Source organism: Microbulbifer sp. TB1203, assembly GCF_030997045.1.
GTDB lineage: Bacteria > Pseudomonadota > Gammaproteobacteria > Pseudomonadales > Cellvibrionaceae > Microbulbifer.
Window position 1 is genome coordinate 3,412,284 of the sequence record NZ_CP116899.1, and the last position, 15,086, is coordinate 3,427,369.

The window sequence follows — 15,086 nt, forward strand, 5'->3', positions numbered from 1 at the left end:
ACGCGCCGGATATTCATGGGGAGGGGGTTTAATTGATTCCGCTGTTGCCCACGCCACTGTGGTGCCGCATTCGACTCTCGCACCAGGACAAACTCACATGTTGCACTGCCCGTCCGGCAGCTATAGCCAATTGCTACGGATAAGTTCGATTCGAGGAGTTTGTGCGCCGGAGTGGTCTACACGGCTACCGTGTGGAGGGGCGACTTTGTTCAGCTCGGTTTAAGAATCGGTGCTTGCTTCGTCTGGATTACAAGAATACTAGGCAGTATAACGGCAGTTTGCCATCCTGCAAAGGAAATTTATTTGCCCTCTGCAGGATGGTCGCGACCGCAGCCTAAAGCTGGCTGTCGATAAACTCGGTCAGCTGGGCGCGAGACAGGGCGCCCACTTTGGTGCCCTCCACATTGCCGCCCTTGAACAGCAGCAGGGTGGGGATGCCACGCACGTTGTACTTGGCCGGGGTCTCCTTGTTGGCGTCGACGTCGACCTTGCAGATCTTCAGCTTGTCGCCGTAGTGGTTCGCCAAGTCGTCCAGCACCGGAGCAATCATCTTGCAGGGGCCGCACCAGGTCGCCCAGAAATCCACCAGCACCGGCCCCTCGGCCTTGATTACTTCGGCCTCGAATTCGGCGTCAGTCACGTTGACGATTGCATGCTCGCTCATATTGGCTTCCTGTTCTTACAGTTACTTTGACCCGGTCCGCGGGTGTATTCAGACATGATAAGGACTGCCTGCCCGCCCCCGCAAGGTATTGGCTTCCCCCTTAGTGGGGATTGCGCCGGCGGCTTTCAAGGCCAGGGTCTGTTAACACTAGAAAACGCTGCAGTATCTCGTCCAGATAGTCGAAACCAAAGGCGCTGGCCGCGATGCGTCTCTCCAGGGGCTGCACCAGCTCCATCGCCCGCAGCCCCGGCCACCGCTGTTCGAGCACCGCAAGGGAGAGACCGGTGTACGCCGGGAAAGTTTCCCGCGGCACCCCGTCCACCAGGCGCAGCGCATTCATCAGGAATTCCACCGGCAGTTCATCCCGGGCGATGGCTTCAGCGCGGGGCGGCGCCAATGCGCCGGCAGTTTCCTCAGGCAGCGCCAGGTAGTCGCGCGGCGCGCGGGTGCGGCGACTGCGCACCAGTTTCCCTTCGCCCGGCAGCGTAACCTTTCCGTGGGCCCCGGCACCGATGCCGAGATAGTCGCCAAAAGACCAATAATTCAGGTTGTGCCTGGCCGCCAGTCCGGGCCGGCTGTAGGCGGATACTTCGTAGCGCCCATAGCCCTGCTCCGCCAGGTATTCGCGGCCACCGGCCTGCATGGCGGCGATACGAGCGGAGCCGGGAGTGGGTGGCGGCGCATTGTAGAAGGCGGTGTTGGGCTCGATGGTGAGCTGGTACCAGGAGATATGTTCCGGCTCCAGTTCCACCGCGCGGCGCAGGTCCGCCAGCGCCTGCTCCCCGGTCTGTTTTGGCAGGCCGTGCATCAGGTCCAGGTTGATATTGTCGAACCCGGCGCGGCGCGCCATGCCCAGCGCCTCGACTGCCTCGTCGCCGGTGTGGATGCGCCCCAGATTGTGCAGTTGCTGCGGATCGAAACTCTGCACGCCGATGGACAGGCGGTTGACCCCGGCGGCGCGGTAACCGGCAAACTTCTCCTGTTCGAAAGTGCCCGGATTGGCCTCCAGGGTGATCTCGATACCCTCGGCGAACCCCACCTCCCTTTCCGCCGTCTCCAGCACGGCGCCGATGGCCGCTGGGGAGAACAGGCTGGGGGTGCCGCCGCCGAAGAAGATCGACACCAGCCGGCGCCCCTGGCCCGAGGGCAGTTGGCTGTGCAGGTCGCGCTTTAGTTGCGCCACATACTCCGCCTCGGGCAGCCCGTCGTCCACCTGGTGAGCGCCTGCGGCTGCCTGGTGAGAGTTAAAGTCGCAATAGGGACATTTGCGCACACACCAGGGAATATGCACATAGAGACTGAGCGGCGGCAGCTGCAGTTTATTCACGACCGGGACACTGCATCTGCTCGCGCCACAGAGTGGCAAACGCCTGCACCGCCTGGCCGCGGTGGCTGATTCGGTTTTTCACTTCCCGCGGCAGCTGCGCGGAGGACATGCCCTCGGACTCCACATAGAACAACGGGTCGTAGCCGAAACCCTGTTCGCCCGCGGGCTCTTCCAGTATGCGCCCGCACCAGCGCGCAATGCACACCAGCGGCACGGGGTCGTCGTAGCGGCGCACAAAGGCCAGCGCACAGTGAAAACTGGCGGTGCGCTCGGCTTCGGGCACGTCGGCCAGCATCTGCAGCAGCTTGTGGTTGTTGTCCGCGTCGCTGGCGCCCTCGCCGGCATAGCGCGCGGAGTAGATGCCCGGGGCGCCGTCCAGCGCGTCCACCGCCAGCCCGGAGTCGTCCGCCAGCGCCGGCAGGCCGCTGATTCGACTGGCGTGGCGCGCCTTGATCAGGGCGTTCTCAATAAAGCTGAGGCCGGTCTCCTCGACCTCCGGCACCTGAAATTCGGACTGGGGCACCACCTGGATCTGCCAGTTGGTAAACAACTGGGAAAACTCGTTCAGCTTGCCGGCATTGCCGCTGGCCAATACAACTCTGTTCAATGATTTTCTCTGTCTCTCCAAAACGACAGGACCGCCGTTTTGCCCAGCTGCAGCCCGTCCCCAGATGGGAATACTCAGTCTTTTTCCAGTTTACGCTGGAAAGTCACCTCCTCCTTGTCGCCGTTGGGCAGCGTCACGGAGACAGTGAAGTTGAGGTTCTCTTCGTTATCGAAGCGCAGCGGCGCCAGGTAATAGGCCGCGTCGCCCTCGCGAATCTCTATAAACTCCAGCGGCCGCGACTGCTGGATCAGGTTGGTGGCCCTGCCGGACACCTCGGCGGGCAGGCCGTGGGCGCCGCCCTCTTTCTTCACCACCGAAATATTCACGAATGCCCGGTCCTTGGCCCGCACCAGCCGGTAGCGCTGCGCTATCTCCGGCTTGATAAACTCGCTGTTGAATACCGAGTAGATCACCCGGTACTCACCGAAATCCTCGTAGCTCTTGATGACCTTGGCCTCCTGCGCAGCAGCGCTCACAGACCAGAACAACAGCGCCACCGCGGCAGCTGCGGCTAGGATACGTTTCACGCTTCACCTCCTGTTATCGTTCATGGGCCCCTCGTGGCGGCCAGATCTGGGCACCCCTAGGCAAAAGTTTAGCGAGTCAGGTGGTAGATCGCCGTCTCCCCGAACAGGTTGGGAAGAAAATCCTTGAAAGCGCGACCCACAGCCGTTTCGGATACTACCTGGCGGTGCAGGATAGTCCAGCTGTTCTCCCGGCACAGCACCTCGAAATCGCGGAAAGTACAAAAGTGAATATTGGGCGTGTCGTACCACTCGTAGGGTAATAAATCCGACACCGGCATACGCCCGGAGAACGCCAGGTGCCAGCGCGCCTTCCACTGCCCGAAATTGGGGAAGGTGATGATGCACTCGCGCCCCACGCGCAGCATCTCGCGCACCACCAGGTGCGGCTGGCGCAGGGTCTGCAGCGCCTGGGTCATCACCACGGTGTCGAAGCTGCCGTCGGCGAAATTGCCCAGGCCGGCGTCCAGGTTCTGCTCCACGACGCTGACGCCATTCGCCACGCACAGTTCTATCTGCTCGGGATCGATCTCCAGGCCGTAGCCGCTCACCTGCTTGTTGTCGGCCAGTTGCCGCAAAAGCATGCCGTCGCCGCAACCCAGGTCGAGCACGCGGGTTCGGGGGGCTATCCAGTTCTGGATCACGTCCAGGTCGACTCGCATCATATCTTCGTCTCCGCTGCCACGCTGTCCATATAGGCGGCGAACACCCGCCGGTAGCGCTCATTTGGCAGCAAAAAGGCGTCGTGCCCCATGGGGCTGTCGATCTCCGCGTAGCTCACCGGCACATTCGCGTGCATCAGTGCAGCGGTGATTTCCCGCGAGCGCTCCGGGGCGAAACGCCAGTCGGAGGTGAAGGACACCAGCAGGAATTTGCACTTCGCGTGGGAGAAGGCCGCCACCGGATCGTCGCCGTACTCCCGCGCCAGATCGAAGTAGTCCAGCGCCCGGGTCATCAGGATATAGGTGTTGGGGTCGAAGCTGGCGGAGAAGGTGTCCCCCTGGTGGCGCAGATAGCTCTGTACCTGGAACTCCACCTGCTCTTCCACACCCTGGCGGAAAGTACCCGAGCGCAGCTCGCGGCCGAATTTCCTGCCCAGGCCGTCATCGGACAAATAAGTGATATGGCCGATCATCCGCGCCACCGCCAGGCCGCGCCGGGGCAGCTTGCCCTCTTCCAGGTAGCGGCCGCCGCAGAAATCCGGGTCCGAGGTGATGGCTTGGCGGGCAGTCTCATTGAAGGCGATATTCTGCGCGGACAGCTTCATCGCCGAGGCGATCACCACCGCATGGCGCAGCCGCTGCGGGTACTCCAGCGCCCAGCGCATGGCCTGCATGCCCCCCAGGCTGCCGCCCACCACCGCGGCCCACTGTTCGATTCCCAGCAGATCCGCGAGCCGCGCCTGGCTGTGCACCCAGTCCCGCACCCGCAGCGGCGGGAAGTCCGGCCCCCAGGGCAGGCCGCTCTGCGGGTTGGTGGATGCGGGGCCTGTGGAGCCGTGGCAGCCTCCCAGGTTGTTCAGGGACACCACGAAGAACTTGTCGGTATCGATGGGCTTGCCGGGGCCGATATAGTGATCCCACCAGCCTGGACGACGATCCTCCGCGCGGTGGTAACCGGCGGCGTGGTGGTGACCGGAGAGCGCGTGGCAGATCAGCACCGCATTGCTTTTGTCCGCATTCAGTTCGCCGTAGGTCTCGTATACCAGGGTGTAGTCCCCCAGGCTGCGGCCGCAGGCCAGTCTCAACGGCTCACTGAAGGTATGGCTGCGGGGCGCGACTACACCCACCGAGTCGGCGGGCAGAGGTTCGCTGGGGCGGCTGGCAGTTTCCGACGGCACGAATCGATCCACAAAACTGAAAGGACGGGAAGTGTACGGGAAAAGCGGCGCCGGCCGAAAGTGGCGGCGCCGGTGATCGCGGGCACAATCAGCTGTTGGCGGGCGCCTTCAGCGGGGTGACGTTGCTCGCCCGCGGCGCCGGGGCCAGCGGCTGCGGGGCGGAGGTACTCTGGGTAAGCATCTCTTCGAGGGCGACCAGTGCGGCGTTGTTGCGCAGCACTTCCTCCTCCAGCGCGCGCAGATCGGTGCGCTTGACCTGGGTCTTCTGCTTCAGCTCGGTGAGCTTGATCAGGTGGCGGTTGAGCAGGTGCTTCTGGTACTGAACATGTTGCTTGAGCGGCTCCAGCGCCTGGTCCAGCCAGCCGTCGGCGGCGGAGATCAGCTGGCTGTAGAGGCGCCCCACCTCGCTGGCCAGGGTGGCGAGAAAGCGCTCGGTGAGGCGGTCGCGCCGCGCCAGCAGCAGTTGCGGGGAGCGGCGCAGCTGTGCCGCCTGGCGGTGCAGGCCGCGCAGGGCTATGCGGAAGCTGTGGATATTGAGGTGCTGCTCCCAGGCATTCAGGTTCTTCAGGGAGGAGCGCTCGAAGATGGCATCCACCAGGCGGTTGGCCTGCACCACTTCCCGCTCCAGGTTGGCCATCTGGTGGTCCACTCCCTCCATAAAGCCGTCGATGGCCCTGGCCAAACCCAGCGGCGTCCAGCGCTCGTGCAGGGCGCGGCTGGTTTCGTCGATCAGCAGCTGCAGCTGCTGGCTGGACACCGGCGCCAGCAGCGAGGCGCGCTGGCGAGCCAGCATGCGCTGGCTGGATTTCAGGGTCAGCAGCTCCTGGTGGCAGGCCTTGTGTTGCTCCCGCACCGTCTGCTGCAGCTGCGCCAGCTCGGTCAGCTGCTCGACGCTGGTGGTGCTGTTGCGCTGCAGATGACTGAGCGCGGAGCGGCCACTGTTGAGACGGCGCTTGAGCAGGTCGCGGGTGTCCGCCATCAGGGTCAATGCCTGGTGCAGGGAACGGTGCTCCGCCACTTTCTGGCGGTGCTCCATCAGGCGCTGCACCAGCAGCCTCTCGAAGTTGGCAAACTGGCTCTGCTGCAACAGCTCCGGATTCTGCTGCTGGCGCGCCAGCAGGGCCTGCTTGGCCGACACCCCCACCACGCTCTCCCGTGGCAGCGCCAGCAGTTTGCCCACCTGGGCGCGCATCAGCCGCAGCAGCTGCTCCGGGTCCTCGTCCGGGTCACCCCACAGAACATCGATTTTGTTCAACAGGGCCATCACCGCTGTGCCGCGATGTTCGCGCAGAGGTACCAGGTGGGTCTCCCACATATTCAGGTCGGTGCCGCTGACGCCGGCGTCCGCGGACAGCAGAAAGGCCACCGCCTGGGCGCTGGGCAGGGTGCTCAGGGTCAGTTCCGGCTCGTTGCCCAGGGCGTTGAGCCCGGGGGTGTCGATAATGCGCAGGCCCTGGGCGAGCAGCGGGTGCGGCAGGCAGATCAGCGCGTAGCGCCACGCGGGTATCTGCACCAGGTTGCCCTTGCCGTCCAGATGGCGGCGGTCGAAACCGTAGCGGGCCGCCTCCTCCGGGGTCACCGATTTGCAGGCCGCCACCTTGAGCAGCGCCTCCCGGGTGGCCTCGGCATCGTCGGCGTCGAAGTGGTGTGTCACCCACTTCTGCGGAATGCGGCGGAAGCTCTCCAGGCTGGTGTTGGTGGCCAGGGTCTCGATGGGCAGCAGGCGCAGGCTGGCCTGCTCACCGCCGTCGCTGAAGATTTCCGTGGGGCACATGGTGGTGCGCCCGGGCTTGGACGGCAGCAGCCGCTTGCCGTAGGTGTGAGCCAGCAGCGCGTTGATCAGTTCGGTCTTGCCACGGGAGAATTCCCCCACCAGGGCCAGGGTGAACTGGTCCTCGGCGAGCAGCGCCCGGGCCTGCTGGACCACCTGGCGGGCACCGGCGGAATTGGGGAAATGCGCCTCGAGCCAGCCGTTGAATGCTGCGAACTGTTGGTCGAGGTTTTTTTTCCAGCGGTCGTATTCGGCGATATGCTGGCGCAAGATGGCGTCTTCCATGTAATGGTGTTCTTGTTATTTACTGCATTAAATGAAACCGGCCAGCTATTGCCAGCTGTCGGCCGATTCCGGCGATTATAGAGGTTCCGGGCGGCAAGATTTGCGACCCAGTGCGCGGAACCCCGAGGCGGGATGAATTAAAAGCCTGGAATATGCCAAAACAAGCCATACACGAAGGCGGGCATATTGGCCATCTGCGCGAAACCGAGCAACAGTTTGTCCACCACCGTGAGCAGGATGAACACGAAAATCGGGCTGATATCGATCACCCCCAGGGGCGGGATCAGCCGGCGCACCGGCGCGCAGAAAGGCTCCAGCAGTTGGCGCAACAACATCAGCGCCGGGTGGCCGCTGTGCGGTGCTATCCAGCTGAAGACGATGGAGATCAGCAGCCCCACGAACACCACGGCCACCACCGTCGACAGGCAGCCGAGCAGCGACCACAACAGTGCGGAGAGAGGGTTGATCAGCCCCAGCCCTGCGAGCAGGCCACTGCCGAGGATCATCACCCAACCCACCAGCAGCGCCAGCACCACCGACGCCATATCGACACCGAACAGCCCCGGCACCACTTTGCGCAGGGGCAGCAGCGGCGGATTGGTAACTTTGACGATGCCCTGGGAGATCGGGTTGTAAAAATCCGCCCGCGCCAGCTGCAGCATAAAGCGCAGCAGCACCGCGAACAGGTAGAGGATTCCCAGAGTGGCGAACAGGAAGACGCCGATATTGCTGAAGGTGTTGACCATTGCCAGTCCTTAAAAATAATCCCCGTCGAACTTAGGAACTTTGAACAAGTCCATTTCGTCGCCCCGGCGTAGGCCGGGGTCCAGAGGAATCGAGGGTTTCTGGATTCCGGCTTTCGCCGGAATGACGTTAATCAGAGTTTTCGTCCGGAATTTCTATCGATCCAGCTCCCGCGCCATCTCCGCCGCGCGCGCCGCGCAGTCACCCATGGCCTTCTCCACCAGCTGTTCCAGGCCGCCGCTCTGGAAGCACTGGATCGCGCGCTCGGTGGTGCCGCCGGGGGACATCACATTGCGCCGCAGCTGGCCCACATCCACATCGCTGGCCGCGGCCAGTTTGGCCGCACCCAGGGCGGTTTGCAAGGTGAGCCGCTCGGCGTCGGCGCGCGCCATGCCGGCCTTTTGCGCCGCCTCGATCATCGCTTCCATAAACAGGAAATAATACGCCGGGCCGGACCCGGATACCGCGGTCACCAGGTCGATATCGGATTCCCTGTCCACCCACAGGGCGATCCCTACCGCCTCGGCGATACGCTGCGCCTGCCCGCGCTGGGTTTCGCTCACATCACCGGCGGCATAGAGCCCGGTGGCACCGGTGCGCACCAGCGCCGGCGTGTTGGACATGGCGCGCACGACCGGCACACCCGCGCCCAGCCAGCGCCGGTAGGCTGCCAGGGGGATGCCCGCGGCCAGGGTGACTATCAGTGGCCTGCGCCGCGCCACCACTTCGCCCAGGGATTCGCACAGATTCTTCATCGCCTGGGGCTTTACCGAAAGCACCAGGATATCCGCCCCGGCAACGGCCGTTTCGTTGTCTGTCGTCACCTGCACTCCGGTGCGGCCGGCAAACTCCTGCAACTTCCCTTCGTCGCGGCCGGTGGCGACTATCTGTTCGGCCGGGTAGCCGTCCGCCAGCAGGCCCTCGATCACCGCGCTGGCCATATTCCCGGCACCGCCGACAAATACCATTCGAGCTTCAGTCAATTTTAGCCTCCCGACGTCCAAAAATATCCGTGCCGATACGCACAATCGTGGCGCCGCACTCGATCGCCACTTCCATATCGCCGGACATCCCCATGGACAGGGTGTCCAGCGGCTGATCCGGCAGTTGAGCGCGCAATCGCTGCAACAGTTCCGCCAGCTGCGCAAAGGGGCGGCGCTGCACTTCCGCCGACTTCCGCGGCGCGGGGATGGCCATCAGCCCGCGGAGCTTGAGGTTGGGCAGCCCGGCCACCGCCGCCGCCAGTTCGGGGACCCCCGCGGGCGCGATTCCGGACTTGCTCTCCTCACCGTCGATATTCACCTGCAGACAGATATTCAGCGGCGGCATATCCGCCGGCCGTTGCGCCGACAGTCTTTGGGCAATTTTTAGCCGCTCCACGCTGTGCAGCCAGTGAAACTGCTCCGCCACTGCCCGGGTCTTGTTCGATTGCAGCGGGCCGATGAAATGCCAACAGATATCCAGGTCTTCCAGTTCCGCCTGTTTGGCCAGCGCCTCCTGCAGGTAATTCTCGCCGAAGTGCCGCTGGCCGGCGGCATAGGCGGCGCGCAGGTCCTCCGCCGGGCGGGTCTTGGACACCGCCAGCAGGGTTACCCCTTCGGGATCGCGGCCGCAGGCGGCGCAACTTGTGACGATCCGCTCACGCACGCGATTCAGATTTTCGGCAACCTCCGCTTTGCGCATATACTAGTTCGCTTGTGGAAAGGGCTGCAGATTCTACGCGATAGGCCCCGGAACCATAAGGTAGAGAGAACAATAAAGGTAGCAGTATGGATATCACAGAACTCCTCGCCTTCAGCGCCAAGCAGAACGCCTCCGACTTGCACCTCTCCGCCGGCTTGCCGCCGATGATCCGCGTGGACGGCGATGTGCGTCGCATCAACCTGCCGTCCATGGAACACAAGCAGGTGCACGCGCTGATCTACGAGATCATGAACGACAAGCAGCGCAAGGATTACGAGGAGTTTCTGGAGACCGACTTCTCCTTCGAGGTGCCCGGCGTGGCGCGCTTCCGGGTGAACGCCTTCAACCACAATCGCGGCGCCGGCGCGGTGTTCCGGACCATTCCCTCCAAGGTATTGACCATGGACGACCTGGGCATGGGCCAGGTGTTCCGCCAGATCTCCGACACCCCCCGCGGCCTGGTGCTGGTCACCGGCCCCACCGGTTCCGGCAAATCCACCAGCCTGGCGGCGATGATCGACTACATCAACGACAACAAGTACGAACACATCCTCACCGTCGAGGACCCGATCGAATTCGTGCACGAATCCAAGAAATGCCTGGTGAACCAGCGCGAAGTGCACCGCGACACCCACGGCTTCGCCGAGGCGTTGCGCTCGGCCCTGCGGGAAGACCCGGACATCATCCTGGTGGGCGAGATGCGCGACCTGGAAACCATCCGCCTGGCCCTCACCGCGGCGGAAACCGGCCACCTGGTGTTCGGCACCCTGCACACCACTTCCGCCGCCAAGACCATCGACCGGGTGGTGGACGTGTTCCCCGCGCAGGAAAAGGCGATGGTGCGCTCCATGCTCTCGGAATCCCTGCAGGCGGTGATCTCCCAGACCCTGCTCAAGAAAAACGGCGGCGGCCGCGTGGCAGCCCACGAAATCATGCGCGGTACTCCGGCGATCCGAAACCTTATCCGCGAGGACAAGATCGCGCAGATGTACTCCGCCATCCAGACCGGCGCCAACGTGGGTATGCAGACCATGGACCAGTGCCTGCAGGACCTGGTGGATCGGCGTGTAATCGCCCGCGAAGTGGCGCGTGAAAAAGCCAAGATGCCGGAGAACTTTTAAAAAACCGGGGCTCGGGTCTCGAAAGAATAGCTCCCCTCGCCCGCTTGCGGGAGAGGGGTTGGGGGAGAGGGCCAAGCCAGCGGCCCGAAACATAATTCGGTGGTAGAGCAATGGAAATAGAAAGACTGTTACAACTGGTCGTAGAGAAAGGTGCATCCGACCTGTTTATCACCGCCGGCGTGCCACCATCCATCAAGGTGCACGGCAAAGTCGTGCCCGCCAGCAGCTCCTCCCTCACCCCGGAAAAGGCCCGCGAACTGGTGGTGGGCATCATGAACGAGCGACAGCGCAAGGAATTCGCGGAGAAAAAGGAACTCAACTTCGCCATAGCTGTGCGCAACGTGGGCCGTTTCCGGGTCTCCGCGTTTTTCCAGCGCAACCTGGTGGGCATGGTGCTGCGCCGCATCGAGACCAAGATTCCCACCATCGACGGCCTGGGCCTTCCGGAAATTCTCAAAGAGTTGTCGATGACCAAGCGCGGGCTGATCATCTTCGTGGGCGCCACCGGTACCGGTAAATCCACCTCGCTCGCCTCCATGATCGGCCACCGCAATGAAAATTCTAAAGGGCATATCATTTCCATCGAGGACCCGATTGAATTCGTGCACCAGCACCGCGGCTGCATTGTCACCCAGCGCGAGGTGGGACTGGATACCGAGTCCTTCGAGGTCGCTCTGAAGAACACCCTGCGCCAGGCTCCGGACGTGATCCTGATCGGCGAGGTGCGCACCCGCGAGACCATGGACCACGCCATCGCCTTCGCGGAAACCGGCCACCTGTGCCTGTGCACCCTGCACGCCAACAACGCCAACCAGGCCCTGGACCGCATCATCCACTTCTTCCCCGCTGACAGGCACAGCCAGCTGTGGATGGATTTGTCGCTCAACCTCAAAGCCATGGTCGCTCAGCAGCTGGTGCCCACCCCCGATGGCGACGGGCGCCGCGCCTGCCTGGAAATCATGATCAACACCCCGCTGGCCTCCGACCTGATCCGCAAGGGCGAGGTGCACAAGCTGAAGGAGCTGATGAAACGCTCCAACGAGCAGGGCATGCAGACCTTCGACCAGGCCCTGTACGAACTCTACGATCGCGGCGAGATCACCTACGAAGACGCCCTCGCCCACGCCGACTCCGCCAACGACCTGCGCCTGATGATCAAGCTCAAGTCCGAATCCGACGCCGAGTACCTGAACAGCGCGGCGGGAGAGCTGAGCCTGCAGAATGATTCGGAGTATGGAGATGGCGGGCCGCAGCTGTACTAACCCGACTACAGACAGGGCACACTTGTATCTAAAGTGTGCCCTCAGACCAGAGCGCCACGTTTCTAAATTGCGTAGAAACCTGATATTCGCAGCGGAAAAGCAGTTTCCGTCGCCTTGTCACCCAAGGAGAAGGAGGACAAAATCCGGTGAGGAAAATCCTTCCGACCGTTTTCCTGATATGCCTTTCATGTCGCACATTGGCAATAGAGAGTGAATTATCTGCATTTCTCTCCTATGCCGATATCTCTTTGCAGAACACAATTACAGAAGAACTGTTTGAAAAATTTGGAACCGTAGAAGTTTTCGACCCACCTGGAGAATATCTCCACCCTAAAGAGGTCTGCTACTCTGATAAAGAAGACATAGAAGTCACCTTTTTCATTGAAGACTATACATCAAACAGGAGACTTCCGGATAGCAGGCGTGTAGTTTCCGGACTTTTAATTAGAAACCTCTCTTTTGAAAAGAAGCCAGCAGAGTCCAATCAGCCCAAGGCGATCTGCCGAAAGCCCAGCACCCCACTGCCGCGATGCATAGGTAGCATTTGCATTGACGATAAATTCAACAAAGCTGTCACGGCATTTAAAACTGTAGACTCCGCAGATATCGACTTATGGGATATCAAAATAACAAACGGGAATGTCAAGGTTTCTCGTGATGACTTAGCTATCAAGCAATGCTGTGAAGGCCGACGGGATGACTTCAATAAATATGTCTTTCCATCTCACGAAATTAGGATCCATAAAGGCTCAGATGGATCAGTTGAAACTATTTACGTTAATTTAGATCTCGAGTTTATTTAGCCAGGAAATCCAGACTTGCGAAATGTGTTGAACATCTCTATTTGCGCCCGGAATAAATGAGCATGGAAAAGAGAGCCGCGCTGATTACCGGCGGCAGCCGCGGCATAGGCGCCGCCACTGCGCGCCTGCTGGCTCGCCGGGGCTACGACCTCTGTATCAGCTATCGCGAGCGCAAACAGACCGCCGAGGCGCTGGTCGATGAGCTGAGCGCATCCGGTGCAAGGATCATTGCGGTGCGGGCGGATATTTCTGAGGAATCGGACATAGAGCAGCTGTTCGCGGAGCTGGACCGACAGCTGGGTCCGGTAACCGCACTGGTCAACAACGCCGGTATGCTATTGCCCCAGACCCGCGTGGAAAATATGACCGCGGAGCGGATCAACCGGCTTTTGCGCACCAATGTCACCGGCACACTGCTCTGCTGCCGCGAGGCCATCAGGCGTATGTCGACCGCATACGGCGGCAACGGCGGCGCTATCGTCAATGTTTCATCGGCGGCCAGCCGCATAGGTGCACCCAACGAATATATCGACTACGCCGCAACAAAGGGAGCCGTGGATACACTGACCATCGGCCTTAGCAAGGAAGTTGCGGATGAGGGTATTCGGGTAAACGGCGTCAGGCCCGGATTTATTGACACCGAAATGCACGCCGACGGTGGCGAGCCGGACCGAATCGAGCGGGTGAAAGCGAGCATTCCCCTCGGCCGCGGCGGCCGTCCGGAGGAAGTGGCCGCGGCCATCGGCTGGTTGCTCAGTGAGGAGGCGTCCTATATTACCGGCTCGTTTATCGATGTCGCCGGTGGCAGATAAGCCGGGAACATTCAACAACTGAGGGAAGAGCCATGTCTATCACCAGTGCACTGGCCCTGTTCAGCGCCATGCTGCTTCTGGCAATCATTCCCGGGCCGGGCGTTGTCGCCGTGGTTGCGCGGTCCATGACGTCGGGTTTTTCCCACGGCGCTGTGACCGCGCTCGGGATAGTGATGGGAGACTATGTATTTATTCTACTTTGCCTGTCCGGCCTGATCATTATTGCCGAGACCATGGGCGGCGTATTTACGGCCATAAAATATCTCGGCGCTGCCTACCTGATATGGCTGGGTATCAAACTGATCAGGTCGCCGTCGGGAGTGGGGAAAATTGAGGAAGTCAGGGAAACGTCTTACCTGTCCAACCTGCTGATCGGCCTGCTCACCACCCTTAGCAACCCGAAAGCCATACTGTTTTACGTGAGCTTTTTCCCCACTTTCCTGGACATGGCCGCCCTTTCTATCCCGGAAATATTCGCGATACTGCTGGTTACAACGTTATCGGTCGGCGGTGTCATGCTCGGCTACGCGTACCTGGCGGCAAGGGCCAGTACCCTGCTAAGCAAATCGACATCGAGCCGTTCCGTCAATCTGATTGGCGGCAGCGTGCTTATAGGCGGCGGGGCCGTTTTGGCGGCAAAGGCTTGAAAGCAAGCATTGACAATTAGCTTTATTCCATCTAGATTCAGCCCGCTGTCAGTTATACCTCACTGGCAATGTGGCGTTACATCCAATAAATGTTAAGGAACAACAGTAAATGTTAAGGAACAACAGTAAATGAGAGTATCGGCTTTTCTTTTTCCTTTTTTCATCCTCTTTTTTTCAAGCACTTCTTTTGCCTCAGAGTACTTGACTTGCAATCAATGCATTACAAGTTCGTCATTCCTCAAGCGAGCATTAAACAAGCTTGAGTCTGAGTTGACCATCCGCGGAATAGAGGAAAATGTGTACGTAGCTAACTTCAATACAGGGCAGGTTTATGGCTGGAAAATCAAAGGGTTTTATAAATTTGATACGAATGGCGAACTAATTCCGCAGTGGAACATTTATTCTCTATCACTTCCAACCAGCGTTAAAAAAGTTGTCGCAGATTCTCAATCTAGCCCTATGGTTGTCGCTGCGCAAAGTGTTATTGAGGTTCCCAAAGAAAGCGGATTTAGCAGCGCATGGGACGTCGCCAGGAATACTAGCAATCGTGCTGCACTGGACCAGTGGGTACATGACAATCTCCCAACCACCTATTGGACAACCAACCTAACGTCCATTCTCGCAGGAACTTTCGGCGTCAGCGCGTTAGAGGGAATTGAGCTGCTATTCAAGTTTGAAGACGGCAGCACCCTGCTCATGAGGACATCCAAAACTCAAGAGGCCACACTTACACTTAAATATATTCCAAACAGTTCACAAGATACCGACAAAAATATCATCGCTGATGCAGGACAGGGATTTGCTGGAGAATACACCTTTTCATCCGAGCAAAACATGCAAGCTTTCCTTGACCGAGCAAGCGTTTACGGAATTAAAATTGTAGATATCTCTTATGGTGGCGGCAGCGGTGGCGGCAATATAAAAATCACCATGGTGGACCTGAAGTGAGTAGCAAGAAGGCCGAATATCTTTATCAGGGAGCGCAATTATAGTTAT

General features: G+C 60.5%; 16 protein-coding genes. 6 read left to right on the plus strand and 10 right to left on the minus strand.

Annotated features, from left to right (window positions below; genetic code table 11):
* Positions 1-334: 334 nt before the first annotated feature.
* The 10 genes from trxA to PP263_RS14295 all read right to left on the minus strand — a co-directional run bounded on the left by trxA (position 335) and on the right by PP263_RS14295 (position 9,445).
* The gene (trxA, locus tag PP263_RS14250; RefSeq protein ID WP_308364248.1) at positions 335-664 is read right to left on the minus strand and encodes a thioredoxin TrxA; all 330 of its coding nucleotides are present in this window, start codon (positions 662-664) and stop codon (positions 335-337) included.
* Between the two features lie 100 nt (positions 665-764).
* The gene (hemW, locus tag PP263_RS14255) at positions 765-1,991 is read right to left on the minus strand and encodes a radical SAM family heme chaperone HemW (protein WP_308364249.1); all 1,227 of its coding nucleotides are present in this window, start codon (positions 1,989-1,991) and stop codon (positions 765-767) included.
* A complete protein-coding gene (rdgB, locus tag PP263_RS14260; RefSeq protein ID WP_308364250.1) occupies positions 1,984-2,598 on the minus strand; it encodes an RdgB/HAM1 family non-canonical purine NTP pyrophosphatase in 615 nt (204 codons plus the stop codon). The genes hemW and rdgB overlap by 8 nt, the downstream gene beginning before the upstream one ends.
* Before the next feature lie 74 nt (positions 2,599-2,672).
* Positions 2,673-3,125, minus strand: a complete 453-nt coding sequence (locus PP263_RS14265) for a DUF4426 domain-containing protein (protein WP_308364251.1) — start codon at positions 3,123-3,125, stop codon at positions 2,673-2,675.
* 68 nt (positions 3,126-3,193) lie between these two features.
* Positions 3,194-3,784, minus strand: a complete 591-nt coding sequence (gene metW, locus PP263_RS14270) for a methionine biosynthesis protein MetW (RefSeq protein ID WP_308368617.1) — start codon at positions 3,782-3,784, stop codon at positions 3,194-3,196.
* Positions 3,784-4,962, minus strand: a complete 1,179-nt coding sequence (locus PP263_RS14275) for a homoserine O-acetyltransferase (RefSeq protein WP_308364252.1) — start codon at positions 4,960-4,962, stop codon at positions 3,784-3,786. Before PP263_RS14275 ends, metW begins: the two co-directional genes overlap by 1 nt.
* Positions 4,963-5,050: 88 nt before the next feature.
* Positions 5,051-7,018: a dynamin family protein gene (locus tag PP263_RS14280; RefSeq protein ID WP_308364253.1), complete on the minus strand. Its 1,968-nt coding sequence runs from the start codon at positions 7,016-7,018 to the stop codon at positions 5,051-5,053.
* Positions 7,019-7,155: 137 nt separating this feature from the next.
* A complete protein-coding gene (locus PP263_RS14285) occupies positions 7,156-7,764 on the minus strand; it encodes a YggT family protein (RefSeq protein ID WP_308364254.1) in 609 nt (202 codons plus the stop codon).
* 153 nt (positions 7,765-7,917) lie between these two features.
* Positions 7,918-8,745, minus strand: coding sequence for a pyrroline-5-carboxylate reductase (gene proC, locus PP263_RS14290; RefSeq protein ID WP_308364255.1), 828 nt, complete (start codon positions 8,743-8,745; stop codon positions 7,918-7,920).
* Entirely contained in the window at positions 8,738-9,445 is a 708-nt protein-coding gene (locus PP263_RS14295) for a YggS family pyridoxal phosphate-dependent enzyme (protein ID WP_308364256.1), read from the minus strand. Before PP263_RS14295 ends, proC begins: the two co-directional genes overlap by 8 nt.
* An 86-nt stretch (positions 9,446-9,531) precedes the next feature.
* On the opposite strand from PP263_RS14295, the gene PP263_RS14300 reads away from it, so the two are divergent.
* From PP263_RS14300 to PP263_RS14325, 6 genes are all read left to right on the plus strand, one after another.
* On the plus strand, positions 9,532-10,566 hold the full coding sequence (locus PP263_RS14300; RefSeq protein ID WP_183459060.1) for a type IV pilus twitching motility protein PilT: 1,035 nt from the start codon (positions 9,532-9,534) through the stop codon (positions 10,564-10,566).
* Between the two features lie 110 nt (positions 10,567-10,676).
* Positions 10,677-11,828: a PilT/PilU family type 4a pilus ATPase gene (locus tag PP263_RS14305; RefSeq protein ID WP_308364257.1), complete on the plus strand. Its 1,152-nt coding sequence runs from the start codon at positions 10,677-10,679 to the stop codon at positions 11,826-11,828.
* Positions 11,829-12,025: 197 nt separating this feature from the next.
* A complete protein-coding gene (locus PP263_RS14310; RefSeq protein ID WP_308364258.1) occupies positions 12,026-12,631 on the plus strand; it encodes a hypothetical protein in 606 nt (201 codons plus the stop codon).
* A gap of 62 nt (positions 12,632-12,693) precedes the next feature.
* Positions 12,694-13,443 carry an SDR family oxidoreductase gene (locus PP263_RS14315; protein ID WP_308364260.1) on the plus strand — a complete coding sequence of 250 codons (750 nt, stop codon included), beginning with the start codon at positions 12,694-12,696 and terminating at the stop codon, positions 13,441-13,443.
* A 32-nt stretch (positions 13,444-13,475) separates the two neighbouring features.
* Positions 13,476-14,090 (plus strand): LysE family translocator, encoded by a 615-nt coding sequence (locus PP263_RS14320; protein ID WP_308364261.1) that lies wholly within the window; start codon positions 13,476-13,478, stop codon positions 14,088-14,090.
* A 129-nt stretch (positions 14,091-14,219) separates the two neighbouring features.
* The gene (locus tag PP263_RS14325; RefSeq protein WP_308364263.1) at positions 14,220-15,038 is read left to right on the plus strand and encodes a hypothetical protein; all 819 of its coding nucleotides are present in this window, start codon (positions 14,220-14,222) and stop codon (positions 15,036-15,038) included.
* Positions 15,039-15,086 lie beyond the last annotated feature (48 nt).